The organism is Brevundimonas sp. AVps23W (assembly GCF_058681395.1).
Window position 1 is genome coordinate 2,697,129 of sequence record NZ_CM178738.1, and the last position, 22,960, is coordinate 2,720,088.

The 22,960-nt window shown below is 67.5% G+C and carries 25 protein-coding genes; 9 read left to right on the plus strand and 16 right to left on the minus strand.

The window, feature by feature from the left end; all coding sequences use genetic code 11:
• Positions 1-38: 38 nt before the first annotated feature.
• Positions 39-974, plus strand: a complete 936-nt coding sequence (locus ACW177_RS13050; RefSeq protein ID WP_492026121.1) for a ribose-phosphate pyrophosphokinase — start codon at positions 39-41, stop codon at positions 972-974.
• An 82-nt stretch (positions 975-1,056) separates the two neighbouring features.
• Positions 1,057-2,145, plus strand: coding sequence for a hypothetical protein (locus ACW177_RS13055; protein WP_492026122.1), 1,089 nt, complete (start codon positions 1,057-1,059; stop codon positions 2,143-2,145).
• A gap of 67 nt (positions 2,146-2,212) precedes the next feature.
• On the opposite strand, the gene ACW177_RS13060 is transcribed toward ACW177_RS13055, so the two are convergent.
• Together ACW177_RS13060 and aceA are read right to left on the minus strand one after the other, a co-directional pair.
• Positions 2,213-2,422, minus strand: coding sequence for a hypothetical protein (locus ACW177_RS13060; RefSeq protein ID WP_271164215.1), 210 nt, complete (start codon positions 2,420-2,422; stop codon positions 2,213-2,215).
• A 46-nt stretch (positions 2,423-2,468) separates the two neighbouring features.
• Positions 2,469-3,749, minus strand: a complete 1,281-nt coding sequence (gene aceA / locus ACW177_RS13065) for an isocitrate lyase (protein WP_492026123.1) — start codon at positions 3,747-3,749, stop codon at positions 2,469-2,471.
• Between the two features lie 156 nt (positions 3,750-3,905).
• Between aceA and ACW177_RS13070 the strand changes: the two genes are divergently transcribed.
• The 3 genes from ACW177_RS13070 to ACW177_RS13080 are packed head-to-tail and all read left to right on the plus strand — an operon-like array spanning position 3,906 to position 6,004.
• The gene (locus tag ACW177_RS13070; protein ID WP_492026124.1) at positions 3,906-5,351 is read left to right on the plus strand and encodes a helix-turn-helix domain-containing protein; all 1,446 of its coding nucleotides are present in this window, start codon (positions 3,906-3,908) and stop codon (positions 5,349-5,351) included.
• Positions 5,352-5,387: 36 nt separating this feature from the next.
• Positions 5,388-5,735 (plus strand): hypothetical protein, encoded by a 348-nt coding sequence (locus ACW177_RS13075; RefSeq protein ID WP_492026125.1) that lies wholly within the window; start codon positions 5,388-5,390, stop codon positions 5,733-5,735.
• Positions 5,732-6,004 (plus strand): type II toxin-antitoxin system RelE/ParE family toxin, encoded by a 273-nt coding sequence (locus ACW177_RS13080; protein ID WP_492026126.1) that lies wholly within the window; start codon positions 5,732-5,734, stop codon positions 6,002-6,004. The genes ACW177_RS13075 and ACW177_RS13080 overlap by 4 nt, the downstream gene beginning before the upstream one ends.
• 4 nt (positions 6,005-6,008) lie before the next feature.
• Here the strand turns inward: ACW177_RS13080 and ACW177_RS13085 are convergent, their stop codons facing one another.
• From ACW177_RS13085 to ACW177_RS13095, 3 genes are all read right to left on the minus strand, one after another.
• Positions 6,009-6,839: a universal stress protein gene (locus ACW177_RS13085; RefSeq protein WP_492026127.1), complete on the minus strand. Its 831-nt coding sequence runs from the start codon at positions 6,837-6,839 to the stop codon at positions 6,009-6,011.
• A 71-nt stretch (positions 6,840-6,910) separates the two neighbouring features.
• Complete coding sequence (locus tag ACW177_RS13090; protein ID WP_492026128.1) at positions 6,911-8,359, minus strand: hypothetical protein; 1,449 nt, start codon at positions 8,357-8,359, stop codon at positions 6,911-6,913.
• Positions 8,360-8,425: 66 nt separating this feature from the next.
• A complete protein-coding gene (locus ACW177_RS13095; protein WP_492026129.1) occupies positions 8,426-9,415 on the minus strand; it encodes a helix-turn-helix transcriptional regulator in 990 nt (329 codons plus the stop codon).
• 92 nt (positions 9,416-9,507) lie between these two features.
• Between ACW177_RS13095 and ACW177_RS13100 the strand changes: the two genes are divergently transcribed.
• Positions 9,508-9,732, plus strand: coding sequence for a hypothetical protein (locus ACW177_RS13100; protein ID WP_267515756.1), 225 nt, complete (start codon positions 9,508-9,510; stop codon positions 9,730-9,732).
• Positions 9,733-9,748: 16 nt separating this feature from the next.
• Here ACW177_RS13100 and ACW177_RS13105 read toward each other — a convergent pair whose 3' ends face one another.
• Positions 9,749-10,858: an acyltransferase family protein gene (locus ACW177_RS13105; RefSeq protein WP_492026130.1), complete on the minus strand. Its 1,110-nt coding sequence runs from the start codon at positions 10,856-10,858 to the stop codon at positions 9,749-9,751.
• 234 nt (positions 10,859-11,092) lie between these two features.
• On the opposite strand from ACW177_RS13105, the gene ACW177_RS13110 reads away from it, so the two are divergent.
• Positions 11,093-11,374: a DUF2442 domain-containing protein gene (locus ACW177_RS13110; protein ID WP_492026131.1), complete on the plus strand. Its 282-nt coding sequence runs from the start codon at positions 11,093-11,095 to the stop codon at positions 11,372-11,374.
• A gap of 151 nt (positions 11,375-11,525) precedes the next feature.
• Here ACW177_RS13110 and ACW177_RS13115 read toward each other — a convergent pair whose 3' ends face one another.
• From ACW177_RS13115 to ACW177_RS13150, 8 genes are all read right to left on the minus strand, one after another.
• A complete protein-coding gene (locus ACW177_RS13115) occupies positions 11,526-12,947 on the minus strand; it encodes an NAD(P)(+) transhydrogenase (Re/Si-specific) subunit beta (RefSeq protein WP_492026132.1) in 1,422 nt (473 codons plus the stop codon).
• A gap of 13 nt (positions 12,948-12,960) precedes the next feature.
• A complete protein-coding gene (locus tag ACW177_RS13120; RefSeq protein WP_492026133.1) occupies positions 12,961-13,227 on the minus strand; it encodes a hypothetical protein in 267 nt (88 codons plus the stop codon).
• Positions 13,224-13,559: an NAD(P) transhydrogenase subunit alpha part 2 gene (locus ACW177_RS13125; RefSeq protein ID WP_492028121.1), complete on the minus strand. Its 336-nt coding sequence runs from the start codon at positions 13,557-13,559 to the stop codon at positions 13,224-13,226. Before ACW177_RS13125 ends, ACW177_RS13120 begins: the two co-directional genes overlap by 4 nt.
• Positions 13,559-13,798 carry a hypothetical protein gene (locus ACW177_RS13130; RefSeq protein WP_492026134.1) on the minus strand — a complete coding sequence of 80 codons (240 nt, stop codon included), beginning with the start codon at positions 13,796-13,798 and terminating at the stop codon, positions 13,559-13,561. Before ACW177_RS13130 ends, ACW177_RS13125 begins: the two co-directional genes overlap by 1 nt.
• A complete protein-coding gene (locus tag ACW177_RS13135; protein ID WP_492026135.1) occupies positions 13,795-14,928 on the minus strand; it encodes a Re/Si-specific NAD(P)(+) transhydrogenase subunit alpha in 1,134 nt (377 codons plus the stop codon). Before ACW177_RS13135 ends, ACW177_RS13130 begins: the two co-directional genes overlap by 4 nt.
• Positions 14,929-15,022: 94 nt before the next feature.
• Positions 15,023-15,295 (minus strand): aa3-type cytochrome c oxidase subunit IV, encoded by a 273-nt coding sequence (locus ACW177_RS13140; RefSeq protein WP_492026136.1) that lies wholly within the window; start codon positions 15,293-15,295, stop codon positions 15,023-15,025.
• A gap of 141 nt (positions 15,296-15,436) precedes the next feature.
• Positions 15,437-17,344, minus strand: coding sequence for a tetratricopeptide repeat protein (locus ACW177_RS13145; RefSeq protein WP_492026137.1), 1,908 nt, complete (start codon positions 17,342-17,344; stop codon positions 15,437-15,439).
• A 204-nt stretch (positions 17,345-17,548) separates the two neighbouring features.
• Positions 17,549-19,204, minus strand: coding sequence for an electron transfer flavoprotein-ubiquinone oxidoreductase (locus ACW177_RS13150; protein WP_492028122.1), 1,656 nt, complete (start codon positions 19,202-19,204; stop codon positions 17,549-17,551).
• Positions 19,205-19,399: 195 nt separating this feature from the next.
• Here ACW177_RS13150 and ACW177_RS13155 point away from each other — a divergent pair, with 195 nt between their 5' ends.
• Positions 19,400-20,197 carry a uracil-DNA glycosylase gene (locus ACW177_RS13155; protein WP_492026138.1) on the plus strand — a complete coding sequence of 266 codons (798 nt, stop codon included), beginning with the start codon at positions 19,400-19,402 and terminating at the stop codon, positions 20,195-20,197.
• 101 nt (positions 20,198-20,298) lie between these two features.
• On the plus strand, positions 20,299-21,993 hold the full coding sequence (locus ACW177_RS13160; protein WP_492026139.1) for a lytic transglycosylase domain-containing protein: 1,695 nt from the start codon (positions 20,299-20,301) through the stop codon (positions 21,991-21,993).
• Positions 21,994-21,997: 4 nt separating this feature from the next.
• Here the strand turns inward: ACW177_RS13160 and ACW177_RS13165 are convergent, their stop codons facing one another.
• Positions 21,998-22,147 carry a hypothetical protein gene (locus ACW177_RS13165; RefSeq protein WP_492026140.1) on the minus strand — a complete coding sequence of 50 codons (150 nt, stop codon included), beginning with the start codon at positions 22,145-22,147 and terminating at the stop codon, positions 21,998-22,000.
• A 123-nt stretch (positions 22,148-22,270) separates the two neighbouring features.
• Positions 22,271-22,915, minus strand: a complete 645-nt coding sequence (locus ACW177_RS13170) for a glutathione S-transferase (RefSeq protein WP_492026141.1) — start codon at positions 22,913-22,915, stop codon at positions 22,271-22,273.
• Between the last annotated feature and the right edge of the window lie 45 nt (positions 22,916-22,960).

Below are 22,960 nucleotides of genomic sequence, written 5' to 3' on the forward strand. Positions count from 1 at the left end.
TCATGGGGGGCGGATGACGGCGAAAGGATGACCAGCCGATGAAGCTGCTCTCAGGCAACTCAAACCGGGCCCTTTCCCAGGCCATCGCAGACCATCTGGACGGACCGCTGACCAAGGCTCAGGTCAAGCGTTTCGCCGACAACGAGGTCTTCGCCGTCATCGAAGAGAACGTCCGGGGCGAAGACGTCTTCATCCTTCAGTCGACCAGCTTCCCGGCCAACGACAATCTGATGGAGCTGCTGATCATCACGGACGCGCTGGTGCGCGCCTCCGCCCGGCGGATCACGGCCGTCATGCCCTATTTCGGCTATGCCCGGCAGGACCGGAAGACCGGCGGCCGCACGCCGATCTCGGCCAAGCTGGTCGCCAATCTGATCACCCGCGCCGGCGCCGACCGGGTGCTGACCATGGATCTGCACGCGGGTCAGATTCAAGGCTTCTTCGACATCCCGACCGACAATCTGGTGGCCACGCCCGTCCTGGCCCAGGACATTCGCGAACATTATTCGCGCGGCGACGACCTGATGATCGTCTCGCCCGACGTGGGCGGCGTGGTGCGCGCCCGCTCGCTGGCCAGCCGCCTGAACGCCGACCTGGCCATCGTCGACAAACGCCGCCCCAAGGCGGGCGAGAGCGAAGTCATGAACATCATCGGCGACGTCGAGGGGCGTCGGTGCATCCTGTTCGACGACATCGTCGATTCTGGCGGCACCCTGGTGAACGCCGCCAAGGCTCTGATCGATCAGGGCGCGACCGAGGTCTCGGCCTATATCAGCCACGGCGTCCTGTCGGGCCCGGCGGTGCAGCGGATCACGGACGGCCCGCTGAAGGAGCTGGTGATCACGGACTCCATTGAGCAGCCCCACGAAGTTTTGAAGTGCTCGAAAATCCGCAGGGTTTCCGTGGCTCCGCTGATCGGTGAAGCTATCCGCCGGATCGCCAACGAGGAATCTGTGTCAAAGTTGTTCGATTAATCTTCGGCAAACCACTTTTCGCACGTTATAAGCGCCTTCCAGTAAGCGCCCTTCGGGGCACATAGTTCTGTGGACGCGCCCTATGCCCAAGGCCTTAATGACCCGCGGCCTGTCGATCGCCGCCCTCGCCGCCGCCGCATTTCTGGTGAGCTGCACCACCAAGGAACCCGAGGCGGCGCCGCCGCCTCCGCCGCCTCCTCCGCCGCCCGTCACCTTGAACGAAGGCGTCGCCCAGGCCGCCTCCATCTATGTGGCCTTCCTGAGAGAAGCCGGAACCATTCAGCCTGGCGGCTTCCCGGACGCCGAATCCATTCAAGCCGCGATCCGCAAGGGGGCGTCCTATGAGCCGGCCCAGCTGTCGCGCGGCCTGATCGCCTATGGCTCGATCATCGCGCTTCAGTCGCCGGAGTTCGTGGCCGGGGTGCGCCAGTTCGCCGCCGATCCCGTCCAGCGTCAGCAGATGGTCGCCCAACTGATCGCCGATCCGGCCTATGCGGCCACCCTGCCCGGCGCCGACGCTGCGGCCGGCCTGATCGTGGCGACGATCGGCAAGGATGCTGTCGCAATGCGCGCCATCGCCGAAGCGGTGGAGGCCGACGCCTATACTGTGCAGGAACGACAGGATCCGCGGCGCCGCTGGGCCGTAACCCCGATCCCGCATCGCGAAATTCGACTCGAAGGCGCCAAGACCCTGTCTGCGGTGACCATGCTGCCCTCGGCGGAGGAGTCCAGCCGCCTGTTCACCGCCGCCAACAGCGGCCAGGGCCTTTCCGTCGAACCGTCCCGCAAGGCGCCGCCCTATACCCCGGCCCTCACACGGTCGCTGGCCATCGCGGCCCTGGCCGCCCTCGGCGCCGCCGGAGACGAAGCGCGGGCCAACACCGACGCCCTGGCGGTGGAGAGCAACAGCGAATTCTGCCTGAACATGTCCAAACTGATGCTGTTCCAGTGCCTGGCCGCCTCGCGCCCCAGCTACGAGGACATGTTCTGCCTGGGCCGCCACGTCGCGCGCGATCTGGCCACCTGCACCACCCAGGCGGTCGTCTCTCCGCAAGTCTCGGTCGGCGAACTGATCGACGCTGGCGCGGAGCCGCCCAGCCGTCCGGCCCAGACCCCGGTTCAGGTTAGCCTGACGCCGACGCCAACACCCGTCCCGGCCCCCTCACGCTGAGCCTCGCGAACAGAATAAGGCCCGCCCCGAGTGATCGGGGCGGGCCTTTTCTTGAGCGATGACCGGCCTACTCGTAGCCGTGCGCGGCTTCGTTGATCACCTGGGACGGCATGGACGAGAAGTCCACGGCGATCGGGTTGGCGACCTTGGCCTGATAGGTTCGCAGCACATGGGTCATGCGGCGGCGCACTTCGCGTTCGGCCTCCGTCCCGGCGTCAAGCGACAGGGGCGCCAGGCAGAAGTCGATGATGGCTTCGGTTCGGGTCAGCGGTTCCATGGAGGTTCCTTTCCTTAAGCTGAGGGGGCCTTAAGCTGAGGGGGCCTTAAGCCGCGTGGGTGAACTGGGCGGTCTCGGTCGAGTCCTTCAGCGCCGTCGTCGAGGAGGTGCCGTTGGAAATGACCGTGGCGACCTGGTCGAAGTAGCCGGTGCCGACTTCGCGCTGGTGGCGGGTGGCGGTGTAGCCGATGGCCTCATTGGCGAACTCACGCTGCTGAAGCTCGGAATAGGCCGCCATGCCACGATCGCGATAACCGTCCGCCAGCTCGAACATCGAGTTGTTCAGGGCGTGGAAGCCGGCCAGAGTCACGAACTGGAACTTGTAGCCCATGGCCCCCAGCTCGCGCTGGAACTTGGCGATGGTGGCGTCATCCAGCTTGGCCTTCCAGTTGAAGGAGGGCGAGCAGTTGTAGGCCATCAGCTTGCCCGGATGGGCCTTCTGGATCGCCTCGGCGAACTTCTTGGCGTCCTCCAGGTCCGGATGCGACGTCTCCCACCACAGCAGATCGGCGATATTGGCGTAGGACAGGCCGCGCGCGATGCAGTGGTCCAGACCCGTGCCTTCCTTCAGGCGGAAGAAGCCCTCAGGCGTGCGGTTGTCGCGGTCGATGAAGGGCTGGTCGCGCTCGTCGATGTCCGAGGTGATCAGCTGGGCGCTTTCGGCGTCGGTGCGGGCGACCGTGATGGTCGGCGTGCCCATGACGTCGGCGGCTAAACGCGCGGCGACCAGATTGCGCTCGTGCGCCTGGGTCGGGATCAGGACCTTGCCGCCCAGGTGGCCGCACTTCTTCTCGGACGCCAGTTGGTCCTCGAAGTGGACGCCGGCGGCGCCCGCCTCAATGAAGGCCTTCATGATCTCGAAGCTGTTCAGCGGCCCGCCGAAGCCGGCCTCGGCGTCGGCGACGATGGGGACGAACCAGTCACGCTTGGCCCCGCCTTCGGCGTGCTCGATCTGGTCGGCGCGTTGCAGGGTGCGGTTGATGCGACGGCACAGTTCCGGCGCGGCGTTGGCCGGGTACAGCGACTGGTCCGGATACATGGCGCCGGCCGTGTTGGCGTCCGCCGCGACCTGCCAGCCCGACAGATAGATGGCCTTCAGCCCGGCGCGGACCATCTGCATGGCCTGGTTGCCGGTGACGGCGCCCAGGGCATTGATGAAGGGCTCGTCGTGCAGCAACTGCCACAGGCGGTTGGCGCCCCGTTCGGCCAGAGTATGGGTGACGGGCACCGAACCGCGCAGGCGCAGGACGTCTTCCGGGGTGTAGGGGCGCTCGATGCCGTCGAAACGGCCGGCGGGCGAAGGAACCAGATCGGCGAAGGTGGTCATGGTCGAACTCGGTCTCTGAATGGCGCGGCCGCAGCCGCCGTCTCAGGAACAAGAACACGCTGAAGTCATGAATGACACAGTATCGAAGCCCTTATTGATGTCACTTTGTCACATCATGACTTTGCATTATCGGTCATGTTATGACATTCTGCGACCATGGACGCCTCCGCCGATCGCAAGCTCTTCCTCGGCGCCCGGCTGAAGCGGCTGCGGCGCGACCTGGCCCTGACCCAGACGTCGATGGCGGCCGACCTGGGCGTTTCGCCCAGCTATCTCAATCACATAGAACGCAACCAGCGCCCCGTTTCGGCCCAGCTGCTGCTGCGCCTGGCCGACACCTATGACGTCGACCTGCGCAGCCTGAACCAGGGTGGGGCGGCGAACGAGGCGCGGCTGGGCGAGGTTCTGGCCGACCCCCTGTTCAAGGGCCTACCCCTCCCCCGTCACGAACTGGTGCAACTGCTGGAGGAGGCGCCGGGTGTCGCCGACGCATTGCTGCGCCTGTATCAGGCCTTTGACGACGGCCGCACCCGGGCCCGCGCCGCCGCCGAGACCGGCGAAGGCCTGGTCGAGACCAGCCCGGCCGAATGGGTGCGCGAATACATCCAGTCGCGCGGCAACCACTTCCCCGAACTGGACCAGATGGGCGAGGCCCTGGCCGAGGCCCTGGCGGCCGAGGCGCCCGCCCACGCCGACGGGTTCGAACCCGCCGCCCGCCAGCGGCTGGCGGCGAAACACGACCTGGGCGTCCGCACCCTGCCGGCCGAGGTCATGGTGGAATGGACCCGCCGCTACGACCTGCATCGCCGCCGCCTGCTGCTGTCCGAGACCCTGGGGCCGTCGTCGCGCGCCTTCGCCATCGCCTATCAGCTGGCCCTGGCCGAGCAGGGCCCGGCCCTGAACGACATGGTCCAGGTCGCGAACGCCCCGGACGCACCGACGCGATCCCTGCTGAAGGTGGCCCTGACCAACACCCTGGCGGCAGCCATCCTGATGCCCTACGCCGCCTTCCAACGCACGGCGGAGGAGACCGGCTATGACCTGGCGCGGCTCCAGGCCCGGTTCGGGGTCAGCTATGAACAGGCGGCGCATCGGTTGACGACCCTGTCGCGGCCGACGGCGCGGGGCGTGCCCTTCTTCCTGATGCGGGTGGACCAGGCAGGGAATATCTCCAAACGCTATGCGGCGGGGGCCTTTCCCTTTTCGCGCTTCGGCGGCGCCTGCCCTCGCTGGCGGCTGCACTCCGCCTTCCGCACGCCGGGCCGGATCATCACCCAGATCATCGAGACGCCCGCCCAGGACGGAAAGCCCGGCGGCCGCTGGTTCACCTTCGCCCGCACGGTCGAACGCCAGGGCCAGGACGGCTATGGCGACGCCCACGACCTGGCCGTCGGCCTGGGCTGCGAACTGCGCCACGCGCCCCGCCTGGCCTATGCCCACGGCCTGGATCTGGAGCAGCCCGAGGTCACGCCCATCGGCCCGGCCTGCCGCCTGTGCCACCGCCACCCCTGCGCCGAACGCGCCGCCGCACCCGTTGACCGGCCGCTCGCCGTGGACGACTGGTCCAAGTCGGTCAGCCCCTATCCGTTCGCGGCGACATGAGTTCACAGCTACTCATAGTTGTGACATGATGCGGTTATGGCCGATCACGTCCTGACCCTTCCCCTGACCGAAGAGGCGCTTGAGCGGCTCAAGGCCGCTGCGCGCGCGGCGGGCCTGACGCCGGAGGCCTATGCCGTCGCGGTTCTGGATCGGGCGCTCGCAAGCGGGCGTGACGACGCTTCCGGCGACTTCGAAGTTCGAGAGAAGGACGCCGCCTTCATCGTGGACAGCCCAGAGCTTTGTCCTCCGACCATGCCTTACGACACCACCGAGGCCAAACGTCGGCTGACTGAGTACGACCGCACCGGCAAGTTCATCGATTTCGAGGAGTGGGCGGCGGATTTCGAGGCTGAGATCGAGGCCATGTTGAAGGCCAAGGCTTGAAGATACGGCTGTCGCCCGATGCGATTCAGGATCGCCGACGGGTCATCGGCTTTCTGCGGGGCGTCAATCCAAACGCCGCCCGACGAGCAGGCCATATCATCACCAGGTCCATAGGCCGGCTGGCGGACACACCGATGATCGGGATCGACCTGGACGGTCTACGCCACCTCTACATCCCCTTCGGCGATAGCGGCTACGTCATCCAATACCGCGTCGATGCGGACGCCGTCGTCGTCGCCCGCATCTTCCACGCTCGCGAAGACCGCTAAGACCTCAGTGGCTCAGCAGCAGCCAGGATTGGCTGCGATTCAGCAGGGCCTGGGTGACGCCGCCCAGCACCCATTCCCGCATCCGCGAATGGCCCCAGGCGCCAGAGACGATCAGATTGGCGCCCATTTGTTCGACCAGGGCCAGGATACGGTCGCCCGCCGGACGTTCATCCCGCACCTTGGCCTCGCTTTCGGCGATGACGCCGTGGCGTCGCAGCCATGCGGCGACATCGGCGACGCGCGCAGCGGCGGCGGCCACATCGGCCGAGGCGCAGATTTCAACCACCTTGACCTCACGCGCCTGTTTCAGCAGCGGCAGGGCGGCGGCGACGGCGCGCTGGGCCTCGCGGCCTTCCTTCCAGGCCACCAGTACGACGCCGTCGACCGGCGCCGCCTGGGCGTGAGGCGGGGCGACCAGGACCGGCCGGCCGACATTCATGATCAGGTCGCCCGCGTCCGGCGCGCGATAGGGCAGACGCCCGGCGTCACGCCCCACCAGGATCAGGTCTGCGGCGCGGGCATGGTGCGAGACGCATGAGGCGGGATAGCCGGTCTCTGCGCGCCACTCGTGCTCCAGGCCCGTGTCCTTCATCGCCTCGAGGAACCGGGCCTTGGCGGCGGACAGTTCGCCGTCCGCCTGATCCCGCCGCAGGGTCAGTATCTCGCCGGCCATGCCGCCGGCGACATAGGCGTCCACCAGGGGCGGCTCCGGCTCGCTGACGGATATCCCGATCAGGGTCGCGTCATGAATGGCGGCGAGGTCGCGCGCGAAGCCTATCCGCGCGACATTGTCGGCCTCGTCGTCCACATAGACCATCAGGCTCGCATAGGTCATGGCGATGCTCCTTGTTGCCACAACCTGGATGCGCCCTTCGCCCCCCGCCCGCCTTGATCCGCGTCAAACCCTCAGGTCAGGATCACCCGGCCGTTGTCGAGGCGGAAGGCCACGCCGGTGCGCTGGAACAGGCGGGCGATCACGGCCGAGGGGGTGACGACGCCCTGGTCCAGCATGGTCGAGATGTCGTTGGCCAGGGTCGGGTCGCGCGACAGACGCGTCAGGGCGCCCAGCCATTCGTCGCGGCTCAGCACGCCGTCGTCATTGTCGCGGCGTTGAAAATCGGCGACCACGTCGAAGAAGTCGCCCCCGCCCGCGCGTCGCTCCGCCGCCTCAATGACCAGGCCCCATACGGCGCCGCAGGCGTAGTAGGCGCGGTTCTCGCCCCGGTCCCCGGCCGAGGACACGGCCTTGCCCGCCGCCAGGGTGATGCAGTCGTCCACCTCGCGCTGCAGTTCGGCCCGGTCGTCATAGGCGGGATCGATGGCCTTCAGGGCCCGCACCGCCATCAGGTCGGCGCCGCCTTCGGTGATCCAGGCCTCGCGGGCGTACTGGTAACGCAGCCCCTGCGAGCCCAGCCAGAAATGGGCCGCCTCGTGGCCGATGAACCAGTGGGCGCGGGCCAGGGCCTGGGCGTCGGGGTTCATCACCCCCTCCCCTTCGAAATTCATCGAGATCAGGCCCGGCAGGACGCTGCCCCCCATGCTGGACAGGGCCTTGGTCGGGCCGGTCCAGCTGACCATCAGGGTCGGCGCCTCGCCCTGGGCCCGACCCAGGCGCTGGGCGTAATAGGCCATGACGCGGGGGGTGAAGCCGGCCAGTTCATCGCCCAGCCAACGCGGCAGGCCGGGGTCGATGACAGTGGTGATCCCGTCCCCCTGGCGCGTCGTCGCGTCGCCGAACAGGACATAGGTCTGGGCGTCCACCGCCGTGACCTGGGGCGCTCGCTCGCCCTTGAACAGGACGGGGCCGGCGCGGTCGCGCCAGGTCACGCTGGCCGGACCGCCGGGCACATCGACGCCGTTCAGATCGCGCGGCAGGGCGCGGGCGGCGGCGGCGGACTCCAGCGGGATGACGTCGAACTGACCGGAAAACAGCGCCACCGTTCCGTCCGAAAACACCAGGGCCGGATCATATTCGGCCTCCAGATCGCCAGGGCGCGGCGTCATGACGATGCGGACGTCGCGCGGCACAGGCCCGCCGTCGATCGAACGCAGCACGTCATAGTCGCCGATCCGCTCCAGCACCACGCCCGGCGTCTCCACCCGCCACCAGGCCGGTCGCCACGGCTGGCGGCTCTCGCGCAGCAGAGCCGACCGGAAGAAGGCCCAGGCCGGAGCGTCGCGATCCATCCGATAGTCGGCGGTCCAGCGGACGCCGTCGCGTTGAACGGTCACGGCGACGCGGCCGTCCTCGGCCGCGACCCAGTCTTGAGATCCCACGACGGCGGGCGAGGCGCAGGCTGTGACTGCCGAAAGGCCGATGAAGCCCGCGCAGATGAGGGCCGTCTTCAGACGCATGAAGCTCTCCGATAGGTCATGGCGGCCATAGCGACGACTGGCGACAGCGTCACCTTAAGCCTTCGTTCATCCGCGGGCCGCGTCCAGAGCGCGCCCGGCCGCCGCCAGTTCCCCGGCCATGACCGCCTTCAGCCGCTCGGGCGCCAGGATCACCGCCTGTTCGCCCCAGGTGAACAGGTGCCAGGCCAGTTCGCGCATGCCGGACGCCCGGAACCGCACGATCACGCCGCCGTCCGCCTGATCCTCGAACGTCTGGGTCGGGTGCCAGCGCCAGCTCTTGGCCTCGGCCGCGCCCTCGGGGGCGATGCGCAGAACCACGTCCTCGATCTCGTCCTGATAGATGCCGAACGACTGGCTGGCGAAGACACCCAGGTCGAAGTCGGCGGGCGGGATCGCCACCCCGTCCTGTGGGGCGACGCTGCTCATCCGGTCCAGGCGGAAGGTCTGGATACGGCCGGTCTCGCGGTCGGCGGCGACCAGATAGTTGGCGCGGCCGAACATGACACCGCACGGCGCGACGGTACGCCTGCGCGGTTCGGCCCCCGGCCGGGAATAGGTGAAGCCCAGCGGCTGTTGCGCCAGCACCGCCCCGCGAATGGCGGTCAGCAGGCCTTCGTCGGCAGACGGACGCGGCCCCGCCTGGACGGCGATGGTCTCGGCCCGGACTAGGGCCTCCAGGTCCGGCGCCATCCGGTTCAGGGTGGTCGAGCGCATCGCCGCCTTCAGCTTGCGCTCCAGCCCCTCCAACGCCGCCGCCCGCGCCGGTTCGCCCGCCGCGCGCAGGGCCGTGGCCGCCTTGGACAGTTCCAGCATCTCGGTGGACGTCGGCGCCTGTTCGAAGGCCGACAGCCCGCCGCGGATGCGCCAGCGTTTGGACGGCGGGTCCGACACCTCCTCCACCGTGGGGAACAGCATGAAGACGGCGTCGCGCATCCGCTCGGCGGTGCGGCGGCTGACCCGCATGTCGCGCGCCATCTCGTCCAGGGTCAGGCCTTCGGCGCTGGCGGCCAGCCGCCGCGCCAGGTCGATCACCATGGCCGCCTTGTCGTGTCTCACCTTCGCTCCTGAATGATACGTCCGTTTCTGACGCATCAGTGCGCCATAACATAATCATCGACAAGAGGCCGACCGCTTCAGGAGATCATCAAATGGCTCGTTTCCAACCTACCCACGCCGTCAACGCCAACCGCTATCTGATCGTCCCGTGCGAGGCCGACGGATCGTCGGACCTGGCCGTCATCTGGGATCGGCTGGAGGAACAGGTGGTGGACGTCATCTCCGCCGCCGCCATCGCCCGCTATTCGGACGAGGACGCCCTGTGGGACGAGGCGCGGTCGGACCCGGCGGAAACGCCCTGGCTGATGGCGGCCTGAGTTCAGGCTGTCTTCGTCAGGCGGCCTTGGGCTTGGTCCAGCGGTCGATCAGGCGCTGGGCCGGGCGTTCGACCCGATTGTGGGCCACGACCGCGACCACGACGATGAAGCCGAACAGGCCGAGCGCAAACAGGTCGTTCAGCCAGACCGAGCCGAAATCGACGCGCCGCCCGCCGGGCAGCCAGTCCAGCTTGCGTGCGATGATCAGCATCACCGTAAGGATGAACATGTGGACCATGTAGATGGAGAAGGACCAGCGCCCCAGGGTCACCAGGGCCGGGTGGTCCAGCAGCCGCGACACCCGTCCCTCCTCGCCTGCGAACACCCAGACCAGGACCACGAAGACCAGGGTCACGGCCACCGTCACCGGCCCCTGGGCCCAGGCCACGAAAACACAGACCGCGACAATGGCCGCGATCTCCAGCCCCGTGGCGGCCAGGCCCTTCAGGCGCGGGATGTTCATCCATAGACCCTGCAACAGGCAGCCCAGGAAGAAGCCATAGACGGCGCGGGGCACGGCGAAGTCATAGGTGGTGTTCATCCAGCGCCGGGCGTAGCTGACCACCAGAACCCCGCCGACGATGGCCAGGACCAGGCCGATCCAACGGAACCGCTTCGGCGCGACCAGCACAAGGCCGGCGAAGATCAGATAGCAGGCCCATTCCGCGCTCAGCGTCCAGGACGGCCCGTTCCAGGTCAGATGCGGATGGACGTGCCAGGCCTGAACCAGGGCCAGATTGGTGAAGATGGCCCACACCGACCGGTCCCCGGTAAACGGCGCCGCACTATCGAAATGGAAGGCCAGCCGCGCCAGCTCCAGCCCGACATAGGCCGCCAGCATCAGTACGTGCATCGGCCAGATCCGCCCGAATCGCCGCACCATGAACCGCCCGGCGTCCGCCCCGGTCTTCAGCCGCTCGGCATAGGCATGGGCGATGACGAAGCCCGACAGGACGAAGAAATAATCGACGAACAGATAGGCATGCTGGATGAAATCCCAGGTCCGCCAATGGCTGGCGACCGGCATGTGGAACATGACCACCAGGACGGCGCACACCCCGCGCAGGGAATCGAGCGCCTCGAAACGGCGATGGGCGACGGGGGCGGGTTTGGATAGAACGTTCACGGATGCGTGATAGCGCCGGTGCGGGCCGGGCGATAGGGGTTTCGGCGGTCGGCGAGACGATGGGCGGCGAGGAGTGACAGCCTCCCCCCTCCCGTCATCCTAGGCCTTGTGCCTAGGATCCATACGCCCGGCGCCCAAAGCCGTGCCCCTTGCGGAGACGCCTGTGTTTATGGATCCTAGGCACAAGCCCTAGGATGACGGCTGTGGGGTGGTTCAGGATCGAGGGTCTGTCGGATGACTGAGATCAAGATGGTCCGGGCCCGCCGCGTTCGGGCGTTGGCCGACCACCGACTGGAAATCCTGTTCGACGACGACACCCTGGGCGTCATCGATCTGAGCGAGTTCACGGCCCTGGGGCAGATGACCGAGCCCTTGAAGGACTCCGCCTTCTTCGCCCGCGTCTTCGTCGAGACGGGCGTCCCGACCTGGCCCAACGGCTGCGACATTGATCCGATCAATGCACACAGGCTGATGCGTGAGGCAGGGACGTTAAGGCCGGCGAGCGAGGCGGCGTGAACCTTCCGATCGGGGTGCACTCCTCCCCTTCCCGTCATCCTAGGCCTTGTGCCTAGGATCCATACGCCCGGCGCCCAAAGCCGTGCCCCTTGCGGAGACGCCTGTGTTTATGGATCCTAGGCACAAGGCCTAGGATGACGAGCGTGGGGCGTCACAGCCCCTTCACGATCCCCTCGACCATCTTCTTCGCATCCGCGAACAGCATCATCGTGTTGTCGCGGAAGAACAGTTCGTTCTCCACCCCCGCATAGCCCGAGCCCATGCCGCGCTTGATGAACAGCACGGTCCCGGCCTTTTCCACGTCCAGGATCGGCATGCCGTAGATGGCGCTGGTCGGGTCTGTCTTGGCGGCGGGGTTGGTGACGTCGTTGGCGCCGATGACGAAGGCGACGTCGGCGGTGGCGAACTCGGCGTTGATGTCCTCCAGCTCGAACACCTCGTCATAGGGGACGTTGGCCTCGGCCAGCAGGACGTTCATATGGCCCGGCATGCGGCCGGCGACGGGGTGGATGGCGTATTTCACCTCGACCCCCTCCTCCTTCAGCTTGTCGGCCATTTCGCGCAGCGCATGCTGGGCCTGGGCCACGGCCATGCCGTAGCCGGGCACGATGATGACCTTGGAGGCGTTCTTCATGATGAAGGCGGCGTCCTCGGCCGAGCCCTGTTTGACGGGCCGCGTCTCCTTGGCGCCGGCGGGACCGGCCGCCGCGTCCGCGCCGCCGAAGCCGCCCAGGATGACGCTGATGAAGCTGCGGTTCATGCCCTTGCACATGATGTAGCTCAGGATCGCCCCCGACGACCCGACCAGGGCGCCGGTGATGATCAGGGCGATATTCTCCAGCGTGAAGCCAAGCGCCGCCGCCGCCCAGCCGGAATAGGAGTTCAGCATCGACACCACCACGGGCATGTCGGCGCCGCCGATGGGGACGATCAGGGTCGCGCCCAGCACCAGGGCGATCAGGAAGACGCCCCAGAAGGCCCAGGTCGCGGACCCGCCGGTGCCGATCAGAATCCCGATCAGGAAGACCAGGCCCAGGGCCAGGCCGACATTGATCAGGTGCCGCGCCGGCAGGATGATCGGCGCGCCCGACATATTGCCGTTCAGCTTGGCGAAGGCGATGACCGAGCCGGTGAAGGTGATGGCCCCGATGGCGACGCCCAGGCTGAGTTCGATGATCGACAGGGTCTTGATGCCCGTCCCGTCCTCAGACAGGATTCCGAAGGCCTCGGGCGCATAGACGGCGCCGATGGCGACCAGACAGGCGGCCATGCCGACCAGGCTGTGAAAGGCGGCGACCAGTTGGGGCATGTCGGTCATGGCCACGCGCCGGGCGATCAGGGCTCCGGCCCCGCCGCCGACGATGACGCCGCCCGCGATCAGGGCCAGGGTTACGGTGTCCAGCGCCCCGGTGGTGCCCAGGGTCAGGAGCGTCACGCCGATGGCCAGGGCCATGCCGATCATGCCGAAGGTATTGCCCTGACGGCTGGTCTCGGGGCTGGACAGGCCGCGCAGCGACAGGATGAACAGGACGCCCGAAACCAGATAGGCCAGTGCGGCCAGCGATGCGTTCATCACGCCCCTCCCCTCAAGACGTGCGCGCCAACCGCCACAGGGCGGCGGCGATGAACAGCGGGCCGATGAAGAACAGGGCCCATTCGAAGACGCCCAACGGCCGGTCCTGGGTCACGACCCGGACCAGAATGGCCGAAAAGACAAAGGCGATGCCGCAGTCGTGCAGCCGCTGGCGCTTGATCGGAACCTTGGTCCCGAACCAGCCGTACAGCCACAGGCCGAAGCCGAGACAGGTGGCGATCCAGGAGCCGGTTATGGCGATCTGGGCGGGGTCGGTCATGCCGCGCCCTTGGGAGCCGGCCGCTCCTTCTTCTTGTACATGGCCAGCATCCGCCGGGTGACCATGAAACCGCCGAAGATGTTGACGCTGGCCAGGGTCACGGCCAGCACGCCCGCGCCCTTGGCGATCCAGGCGCTGGGTCCTGTGACGTCGCCCGACACGGCCGCCGCCGCGATCAGGCCGCCGACGATGATGACGCTGGACACCGCATTGGTCACGGCCATCAGCGGCGTGTGCAGGGCCGGCGTCACGCTCCAGACGACATAATAGCCGACGAAGATGGCCAGGACGAAGATGGCGAGGCGGAAGACGGTGGGATCGACGTGTTCCATCATTGCTTCCTTTGGAGACGCATATCGATGCTGAGTAGCGCAACCAACACAGCGCTCTGCACAATAGCCTGAAGGATTTTTCCGGCAGGTCCGAACCAGATCGGACTCCGTATTCCATCGACGTGGGCGAATGATCGCGCGATTTCGTGCTTCATCCAAACGACGGACTGCGCGATTTCCAAACCCACAAATAGGGCGATGAAGACAAGCAAAACGATGCGCAGGCGATGCCCGATCATCCCCTCACCCCTTCATGCACCACGGCCCCGCCGTGCGTCACAACGGCCGCCTTCAGGATCTCGTCCTCCAGATCGACCGCCAGAACCCCGTCCTTGATCATCAGCCCCACGAAGGCCGTCAGATTGCGGGCGTAGAGGGCGCTGGCGTCGGCGGCGATGCGGCCGGGCAGGTTGGACCAGCCGACGATGGTCACGCCGTTGGCCGTGGTTACGACCTCGTTCAGCTTCGAGCCCTCGACGTTGCCGCCGGCCTCGACCGCCAGATCGACGATGACCGAGCCCGGCTTCATCGAGGCCACATGGGCCGCCGTCAGCAGCACCGGGGCGGCGCGGCCGGGGATCAGGGCGGTGGTGATGACGATGTCCTGCTTGACCACATGGCTGGCGGTCAGTTCGGCCTGTTTGGCCTGGTACTCGGGCGACATGGGCTTGGCGTAACCGCCGGCGGTCTGGGCGTTCTTGAACTCCTCGTCCTCGACGGCCAGGAATTTGGCGCCCAGGCTCTCGACCTGTTCCTTGGTCGCGGGGCGGACGTCGGTGGCGGTGACGACGGCGCCCAGACGCCGCGCCGTGGCGATGGCCTGAAGCCCGGCGACGCCGACGCCCATGACGAAACATTTGGCGGCGGCGACCGTGCCGGCCGCCGTCATCATCATCGGAAACCCCTTGCCATAGGCGTAGGCCGCCTCGATCACCGCCCGGTAGCCGGCCAGATTGGCCTGGGACGACAGCACGTCCATGACCTGGGCGCGGGTGATGCGGGGCACGAACTCCATGGCGAAGGCGGTGGCGTTGGCGCCCTTCAGAGCCTCCACCGTGGCCTTGTCGCGCCAGGCGTCCAGCATAGCGACGACCACCGCGCCGGGCTTCAGCGCGCTGGTCTCCTGCGCCGTGGGGCCGCGCACCTTCAGCACGATGTCGGCGCCGTCCAGCACCGCGCGGGTGTCGGGCTTCACCGCCGCGCCGGCGGCGACATAGTCCGCGTCGGGAATGGAGGAGCCCAGGCCGGTCCCGGCCTCGACCGAGACAGTCGCGCCCAGGGCGATCAGCTTCTTGACCGTCTCAGGCGTGACGGCGCAGCGCGTCTCGCCTTCGCGACGTTCACGGGTGACGGCGATAGCGACAGCCAAGCGAATCCCCTTGTTCTTATCTGGGACGCGAGACTAGGCGCCTTCCGAGCGCGCCGTCAAAGCGCGCCGTTATTTCGCCGTTCCGCGCGGAGGCTCAGTGACCGGCGTCGGCCTTGGGCTTCAAAGCGAAAAAGCCCACGACGCCCAGCACCACCGTGCCGATCAGAGCCGCCATCAGGCTGCCGCCCGGATGGAACCACAGGGTCAGGAACAGCAGCAGACAGGCCACGGCCAGCGAGCCCCACTTGGCCAGGTCCATGAACAGTTTGAACGTCGTCGCCTGTTCATTGATCTGCATCCCGCCCCGGACATAGGCGGACGCATCGGCGTCAGCGTCAGCGGTGGCGGGGTTTTGGGCCTTGGCCATGAGAGCTCCCTTGGTCTTATCGTTGAGGCGACTATAGCGCGGGTTGAGCGCCGCTCAAGCACACTCCCTCGTCATCCTAGGCCTGCGCAGGACAAGCCCTAGAATGACGAAAAGATGGGAAAATGGGAGGGCATTGACCGCCTACTGCGACACGCCGGTCGCGGGGGCCGCATCGTCCAGGCCGTTGGCGATCTTGCGTTCGACCTCGGCCTTGCGTTCGGGCTCGGGGTCCAGGCTCAGGACGCGGTTCCATAGCCAGACCGCCTCGCGACGACGGCCCACCTTCCAATAGGCGTCGCCCAGGTGGTCGCTGATTTCGGCGTTGGCGGGTTCCTTGTCGGCCGCCTCCTCCAGAGTGACGACGGCGGTGTCGAAATAGCCCTGTTTGAACTGGGCCCAGCCCAGGGAGTCCTGGATGTTGCCGTTCTCGGGATCCGCGGCGTGGGCCTGGGCCAGGAGGCCCGCGCCCTGATCGACCCGCAGCCCCCGGTCCACCCACAGATAGCCGAGGTAGTTCAGGGTGTCGGCGTTGTTCGGGTCCGCCTGGTGCGCCGCCCATAGCTCCGCCTCTGCGTCGGGGATGCGCTCCAGGGATTCCAGCGCCACGCCGCGCAGGAAGTGGATCTGGGCGCCCTGGTTAGCCGTGTTCAGCAGCGGGCCGTTCAGCAGGTCCAGCGCCTCCTGATACTGTTCCAGCTGCAGAAGCTGGCTGGCCATCACCAGGGCGATGCGCGGGTCGTTCGGCTGGGCCGCAGCGGCGGCGCGTAGTTCGGTCAAGGCGGCGTCGAGCTGTTCGTCTTCGGCCAGATTGAGCGCCAGCTGGGCGCGGGCGTTGGCGTAGAGGACCGGGTCCTCGGGCCCGACGCGCGACAGGGTGGTGCGAGCCGCAGCCTTCAGCCCAACCCGGTCCAGCACCTGGGCCAGCTGGATCTGGGTGGGCGCGTCTTCATGCAGGTTCAGGGCGAGGCGCAGATAGACGACCGCGAATTCGTTACCGCGCTCGGCCACGGCCTGGGCGGCGGCCGTGGTCAGGGCCTGGGCCGCGCCCTGGCGGAAGTCCGGCGCGGCAGGGGGACGACCACCGGAGCGCGCCCGCACCAGGGCGCGGGTGGTGGCCAGATCGACCGCCTGGCCCTGAACAGCAGCAATATAGACGGCCAAGGCCTCGTCCCGCTTGCCACGTCGTTCCAGGAACTCGCCATAGGCGCGATGGAACAGGACGCCGAGGGTCGGCATGTCGGACAGGGCCTTCAGCTCGGATTCCGCCTCGGCGTAGTCGCGGCGCTTCTCCAGCAGCAGGGCGCGGTTCTGGCGGGCGAAGGCCAGGGTCAGGGGATCGCCCTGGGTCGGAGGCGCGGCCAGGGCGCGGGTCCAGTCGCCGGCGGCGGCCGCGATCCAGGGCGCGACCATCAGGCCGGCGCGGCTGTGCGGAGCGGCGATGGGCTGGGCGACCAGAGCGGCGTTGGCGGCGCGGGGGTCGCCATGAACAAAGGTCTGAACGGCCGAGATCAGCCGCCCCCCCTCGGTAAAGGCGGGCGAGGCGTCGGCGGTCGGGGACAGGCGGGCCGCGACGTCCAGATCCCCGCTGAGCAAGGCCGAGGTGAAGGCCTGTTCGCGCACGCGCGGCTGTTCGGGCGTCAGGGCGTTGGCTTGCGCCAGCCAGTCGGCGCCCTTCTCCCCCTCCCCCGTCATCAGGGCCAGTTTACCGGCGAGATAAAGACCATAGGCGCTGCGGCCCTGGGCGTCGGTCGGGATCGGCGACCAGGTCTCGGGGATGGGCGGGGCGGCCGGTTCGTCGTTGACGACGATGTCCAGCGCGGGGTCGCCATCGGGCGAATCGACTTGAGGCCCGCCGTCTTCCGGTTCGTCCTCAGCAGGCGCCAAGTCGGGCGTTTGGCCCGGCTCCAGAATGATGGCGGGCGGATGGGCGTCCGAAGGATTGACGGGCGCCGAGGCCGGCCCCGTTTCCTGCGCCACAGCCCCATGGGCGATGGCCAAGGCCAGGACGGTGAGAGAGGCGGCGAACAGGCGCGAACGGGAGGCGATCATGCGCCGACCCTTCACGCTTTCACCCGCCCCCGCAAGAGGGCGGACGGTTGCTTCCCCAACTCCGCTCATCCCGGCGAAAGCCGGGACCCAGTGCTTTCCCATCCTCGGCGCGTCGGATGACCACCGGCCTTCGACCTCGACCGCCTTGCGCCCACAGATCTGGGTCCCGGCTTTCGCCGGGATGAGCGGGTTAGAGACGTCGCCTCACATGTTCGGATAGTTCGGACCGCCACCGCCCTCGGGCGTGGTCCAGACGATGTTCTGCGACGGATCCTTGATGTCGCAGGTTTTGCAGTGGACGCAGTTCTGGGCGTTGATGACGAAGCGCGGATCGGTCTTGGCGACCTCGTCCGCATAGACGACTTCGTAGACGCCAGCCGGGCAGTACAGCCGCGCCGGTTCGCCGTATTTCGGTAGGTTGACCTGGATCGGCTTGGACGGGTCCAGCAGTTTCAGGTGGGCCGGCTGGTCCTCGGCGTGGTTGGTGTTGGAGATGAAGACCGACGACAGCTTGTCGAACGACAGCTTGCCGTCCGGCTTGGGATAGGTGATCGGCTGATAGTCGCAGGCCAGGCCGGTCGAGGCGGCGTCGGTCTTGTCGTGTTGCAGCGTCGGGATCGGCGACCAGCCGCCCAGCAGAGTTCTGCACCACATATCGACCATGCTCAGCGCCCCGCCCAGGGTGGTGCCGAACTTGGACAGCAGAGGCTTGGCGTTCCGGACGACCGACAGCTCCTTGTAGACCCAGCTCTTTTCGAAGGCGGTCTGGTATTCGACCAGTTCATCGCCGCCGCGTCCGGCCTGAACCGCGTCATAGGCGGCGTCGGCGGCCAGCATGCCGGTCTTCATCGCATTATGGCTGCCCTTGATGCGGGGCACGTTCACAAAGCCGGCCGAGCAGCCGATCAGGACGCCGCCGGGGAAGGACAGCTTCGGAATCGACTGCAACCCGCCCTCGGTGATCGCCCGGGCGCCGTAGGAGATGCGCGTGCCGCCCTCGAGATGCGAGGCGATGGACGGGTGGTGCTTGAAGCGCTGGAACTCGTCGAACGGCGACAGGAAGGGGTTCTTGTAGTTCAGGTGCACGACGTAGCCGATGGCCACGTAGCGATCGCCGAAATGGTACATGAAGCTGCCGCCGCCGGTGTGCTCGTCCAGCGGCCAGCCGGTGGTGTGCTGGGCCAGGCCGGGCTTGTGCTGTTCGGCGGGGACCTGCCACAGTTCCTTCAGGCCAATGCCGTATTTCTGGGGCGACTTGCCGTCCTGGAGCTTGTGTCTGGCGATGATGGTCTTGGCCAGGGAGCCGCGCACGCCCTCGGCGATGAAGACATATTTGCCGTGCAGTTCGATGCCCGGCTGGAAATCTCCGGTCGGCTTGCCCTCGCGGTCGATGCCGAAGACGCCGGCGACGACGCCCTTCACTCGACCAGTTTGATCTTCCCAGACGACGTGGCTGGCGGCCATGCCGGGATAGACTTCGACGCCCAGGGCCTCGGCCTGCTCACCCAGCCAGCGCGACACATTGCCCAGCGAGGCGATGTAGCAGCCGTGGTTGTGCATGAAGGGCGGCAGCAGGGGCATGGGCAGGGACGCCTCCCCCTGCGGCCCCAGCACCAGGAACCTGTCCTTGGTGACCGGCGTCTCCAGCGGCGCGCCGCGGTCCTTCCAGTCAGGGAAGAGTTCGTTCAGCGCCGTGGGATCGATCACGGCGCCCGACAGGATGTGGCCGCCGACCTCGGCGCCCTTTTCCAGCACCGCGACGGTGATTTCCTTGCCGTCCTTTTCCGCCCGCTGCTTCAGGCGGATGGCCGCCGACAGGCCGGCGGGGCCGCCGCCGACGATGACGACGTCATATTCCATGACCTCGCGCTCGACGCCGGCCAGGGCCTCCAGCGGCGGCAGATTGTCGATGATCGCTTCCTGGCGGGCGTTCTCTGCACCGCCCTCGATGGCTTCTTCGGCCATGTCTTCCCCTGAAATCCAGCTTGTTCGTGTGGTTATGCCGCTTATCGGAAGGTGACGCGAGGGCGGTCAAGGCCTATCGGTACCTTAGACATGAACGCACAACCCCATGACATCGCTGCAGTCGAAAGCCTGCTCGCCTTCTGGCGGGATGCGGGGGTGGACGCCTGCTATGGCGATGCGCCGGTCGATCACACCCATCTGGCCCCGCCTCCGGCCCTAAAGGCGGTGCAAAAGGCCACCGCCTCGGTGGTCGCTCCCATCGGCGGATACACCCCCGAAGAAGCCGTCGCCGAGGCGCGTCGTCTGGCCGCAGACGCCGCGACGCTGCAAGATCTGGCGGCGGCGGTGGCGGCGTTCGAGGGCTGCTCCCTGCGCGGCATGGGCGCGACCCAGTCGGTGTTCGGACGCGGCGATCCCAACGCGGCCGTGATGGTGATCGGCGAAGGCCCCGGGCCGGACGAGGACCGGCTGGGCCAGCCCTTCGTCGGCCGGGCCGGAAAGCTGCTGGACCGGATGCTGGCGGCGGCGGGTCTGACCGACAAGGTCTTCATCACCAACACCGTCTTCTGGCGCCCGCCCGGCAATCGCACCCCGACCCCGCAGGAACAGGCCGTCTGCGCCCCCTTCGTCGAGCGCGCCTTTACCCTGCTTCAGCCCAAGGCGGTGCTTCTGCTGGGGGCGGCCTCGGCCAAGTCGGTGCTGCAAACCGAAGACGGCATCATGAAGATGCGTGGCGAGTGGCGGGAGTGGCGGCTGGCGGAAGGGGGGCTGTCGGCCCCTGCCCTGCCGACCCTGCACCCGGCCTTCCTGCTGCGACAGCCCCAGGCGAAACGGCAGGTCTGGGCCGATCTGCTGGCGCTTTCCGCGCGGCTGGACGGCGCAGGTTGAGGTTACCGCCGGTTTAAGGCATGCTGGTCGTTTGACGACCAACGCCACACGATCCCCGCCTGACGAGAACGGGCAGGGCGACGCCAACGGGGCCGCCGCGTATGAATGTTTTCCGCCGGGCAAGTCTGGCCTCGACGCTGATTTTTGCGGCCGCCGTCACGGGTTTGGCCGCCGCTGGTTCGGCGACGGCGGAGACGCCTATTGACGGAATGTCCGGCGCCGCTTCCGGTTCCGCCCGCCCCACGGCCCTGAGTTCAGCCGACCGGCTGTCTTACACAACTGCTTTCGACGCGTTGCGGCGCGGTGATATCGAGGCGGCCCGCGCCTCGGCTCGTCAGGCCCAGGATCGCGTCTTGCTGGGTCAGGTCGAGTTCGAAAGCCTGTTCCATCCTGACCATGTCGCCACCTATGAAGAACTGGCGGCCTGGATGGAGACCTATTCCGACCTGCCCTGCGCCGACCGGGTCTACACCCTGGCCATGCGCCGCCGGCCCGATGGCGCGCCCGAGCCTGTGAAGCCCGGCGGTCTGCTCGGCCGGACCTGGAACAGCGTCGTCTCCGCCGTCTCGGGCGGGCCGGCGGTCGATCCGATGAAGGCGGCGCGCATCGCCTACAACAATGACGACCTGACCGGCGCCTCGGCCGTGGGGCGCGAAATCGGGGACTGGTGGACGGTCGGGCTGGCGGAATGGCGGCTGGGACAGTTCCACGAATCCTTCGCCGCCTTCGAACGGGTCGCCAATGATCCCACCGAGGATCCGTGGGTGCGCGCCGGCGCCGCCTTCTGGACCGCCCGCGCCGCCGCCCAGTCGGGCCGGCAGGACCGGGTGGAAGACTATCTGCGCCTGTCGGCCCAATGGCCGGCGACCTTCTATGGCCAGATCGCCCTGCGTCAGTTGGGCGAAGAGCCGGTGATCGAGAACCTGGGGCCCCGCCCCTATCAGGCGGCGCCCCGTCTGCAACGCGCCGTCTATGTGCCCCAGGGCGCGGGCGTCGAGGCCACGGAGCTGGAGGCCTTCGTCCGCAACGACGCGCGGGCCAAACGCACCGTCGCCTATTATGAGGTGGGTCGCCGCACCGAGGGCGAGAACGAACTGCGCTCGGGCCTGCGCACCGCCGTTGGCGATGCGGCGCGGATGTGGACCGCCCTGGCGCGCGTGATGATGTCGGGGAACGGCGGCGATGCGACGCGGATCGATGCGACCCGTTTCCCCATGCCGGTGCTTGAGCCGGAGGGCGGCTTCGTCATCGAGAAGGCTCTGGTCTACGCCCTTGCCCGCAAGGAGACCGATTTCAACCCCGACGCCCGGTCCAGCGCCGGCGCCTATGGGATGATGCAGGTGATGCCGACGACTGCGGCGGAAATGACCGGCGACCGGACCTTCGTCACCGATCCGACCAAACTGCTGGTTCCCGCCACCAACATGCGGCTGGGCCAGGCCTATATCAATCGGATGCTGCAACTGCCGGCCTTCCAGGGCGACCTGCTGCGAGCCGTGGCGTCCTACAACGCCGGGCCGGGGCCGATGCTGACGGCGGTGCGCAAGCTGGGACCGGACGCCGATCCCCTGCTGCTGATCGAGACGATCGACGTGCCCCAGGCGCGCGACTATGTGGAAAAGGTCGTCGCCGGCTACTGGATCTACCAGCGCATGTTCGGCGGGCCGCTGAACACCCTGGACGCCGTGGCTTCGGGCGCGAAGCTGGTGCCTGTGTCGTTGGACTATGTGCCGCCCGCACCTATTGCCGAGCCGATCCTGGTCGCCCAGGAGCCCAACGTGGCGGGCAGCCGCTGAAGCCTTAGAAGATCGCCGTGAGCAGCATGGCCCAGAAGGCGGCGCTGACGACCGCAGCGAGGCCGTAGCCCGTGACAGGGTTGATCAGTCGCGACGCGACAACCTTGACCTGAGCCTTGTCGGTCTGGGTCGTCTCAATGGCCGGAGCCCGCATTGGTCTTCCTCCCGGCGGAACAGTCGGTTCCGTATGTGATCCACGGATAACGACGTCAGCTTAATACAGGGTGCGCGGGAGTGGTTTCCGGGCCGTTAAGCCTGAGCCGTCAGGCTTAGGCTGCTAGGCTTGGGCTTCAGCCTCCCAATGACGAAAGTCGGGCTGGGCCAGCAGGGTCTCCGCATAGGCCCCGACGGTCCCGTCGTCGCCGTAGTCGGCGGGGTCGATCTGGAAATGCCGAAGCCGCGCGGCGACGGGCGTATAGAAGGCGTCGGCGATCGACCATTCGCCGAACAGCCAAGGTCCGTCTGCGCCGAAACGACGGCGCATCTGCCCGAACAGGGTCACCAGCCGCGACAGATCGCGATCCAGCGCCGGGTCGGAGGGTGTCTCCGACCGGGCGTCACCGACCATGGGCCGGTTAGAACTCGTGCCGCAAAAGTTTCGCAGGGCCGAAAAGCCGGAGTGCATCTCGGCCGTCGCGGATCGGGCCAGGGCGCGGGTGATCGGATCGGCGGGCCACATCCGCGCCTGGGGGTAGTGTTCGTTGGCCCATTCGGCGATGGCGAGGGTGTCCCAGATCAGTTCACCGCCCACTTTGAGCACCGGCACGAAGCCGGACGGCGACACCTCCCGCAACGCCGCCTTCTGCGCCTCCGTCTCATAACGGGCGTCGATCACTGTGAAATCGGCGCCGGTGCGCTTCATTACCAGCCACCCCCGCAACGACCAGGTCGAATAGGTCCGAGGTCCTATGATCAGTTCCATGTGGTTCCTTTCCTGGCGCGCCGACACAACTGCCACCGCCGCACC

What these genes read in the sequence shown, in the direction of transcription:
- ACW177_RS13050 (WP_492026121.1), top strand. Translation starts at nt 39, where the DNA reads ATGAAGCTGCTCTCAGGCAACTCAAACCGGGCCCTTTCCCAGGCCATC.
- ACW177_RS13055 (WP_492026122.1), top strand. Translation starts at nt 1,057, where the DNA reads ATGCCCAAGGCCTTAATGACCCGCGGCCTGTCGATCGCCGCCCTCGCC.
- ACW177_RS13060 (WP_271164215.1), bottom strand. Translation starts at nt 2,422, where the DNA reads ATGGAACCGCTGACCCGAACCGAAGCCATCATCGACTTCTGCCTGGCG.
- aceA (WP_492026123.1), bottom strand. Translation starts at nt 3,749, where the DNA reads ATGACCACCTTCGCCGATCTGGTTCCTTCGCCCGCCGGCCGTTTCGAC.
- ACW177_RS13070 (WP_492026124.1), top strand. Translation starts at nt 3,906, where the DNA reads ATGGACGCCTCCGCCGATCGCAAGCTCTTCCTCGGCGCCCGGCTGAAG.
- ACW177_RS13075 (WP_492026125.1), top strand. Translation starts at nt 5,388, where the DNA reads ATGGCCGATCACGTCCTGACCCTTCCCCTGACCGAAGAGGCGCTTGAG.
- ACW177_RS13085 (WP_492026127.1), bottom strand. Translation starts at nt 6,839, where the DNA reads ATGACCTATGCGAGCCTGATGGTCTATGTGGACGACGAGGCCGACAAT.
- ACW177_RS13090 (WP_492026128.1), bottom strand. Translation starts at nt 8,359, where the DNA reads ATGCGTCTGAAGACGGCCCTCATCTGCGCGGGCTTCATCGGCCTTTCG.
- ACW177_RS13100 (WP_267515756.1), top strand. Translation starts at nt 9,508, where the DNA reads ATGGCTCGTTTCCAACCTACCCACGCCGTCAACGCCAACCGCTATCTG.
- ACW177_RS13110 (WP_492026131.1), top strand. Translation starts at nt 11,093, where the DNA reads ATGACTGAGATCAAGATGGTCCGGGCCCGCCGCGTTCGGGCGTTGGCC.
- ACW177_RS13115 (WP_492026132.1), bottom strand. Translation starts at nt 12,947, where the DNA reads ATGAACGCATCGCTGGCCGCACTGGCCTATCTGGTTTCGGGCGTCCTG.
- ACW177_RS13120 (WP_492026133.1), bottom strand. Translation starts at nt 13,227, where the DNA reads ATGACCGACCCCGCCCAGATCGCCATAACCGGCTCCTGGATCGCCACC.
- ACW177_RS13125 (WP_492028121.1), bottom strand. Translation starts at nt 13,559, where the DNA reads ATGGAACACGTCGATCCCACCGTCTTCCGCCTCGCCATCTTCGTCCTG.
- ACW177_RS13130 (WP_492026134.1), bottom strand. Translation starts at nt 13,798, where the DNA reads ATGATCGGGCATCGCCTGCGCATCGTTTTGCTTGTCTTCATCGCCCTA.
- ACW177_RS13140 (WP_492026136.1), bottom strand. Translation starts at nt 15,295, where the DNA reads ATGGCCAAGGCCCAAAACCCCGCCACCGCTGACGCTGACGCCGATGCG.
- ACW177_RS13145 (WP_492026137.1), bottom strand. Translation starts at nt 17,344, where the DNA reads ATGATCGCCTCCCGTTCGCGCCTGTTCGCCGCCTCTCTCACCGTCCTG.
- ACW177_RS13150 (WP_492028122.1), bottom strand. Translation starts at nt 19,204, where the DNA reads ATGGAATATGACGTCGTCATCGTCGGCGGCGGCCCCGCCGGCCTGTCG.
- ACW177_RS13155 (WP_492026138.1), top strand. Translation starts at nt 19,400, where the DNA reads ATGAACGCACAACCCCATGACATCGCTGCAGTCGAAAGCCTGCTCGCC.
- ACW177_RS13160 (WP_492026139.1), top strand. Translation starts at nt 20,299, where the DNA reads ATGAATGTTTTCCGCCGGGCAAGTCTGGCCTCGACGCTGATTTTTGCG.
- ACW177_RS13165 (WP_492026140.1), bottom strand. Translation starts at nt 22,147, where the DNA reads ATGCGGGCTCCGGCCATTGAGACGACCCAGACCGACAAGGCTCAGGTC.
- ACW177_RS13170 (WP_492026141.1), bottom strand. Translation starts at nt 22,915, where the DNA reads ATGGAACTGATCATAGGACCTCGGACCTATTCGACCTGGTCGTTGCGG.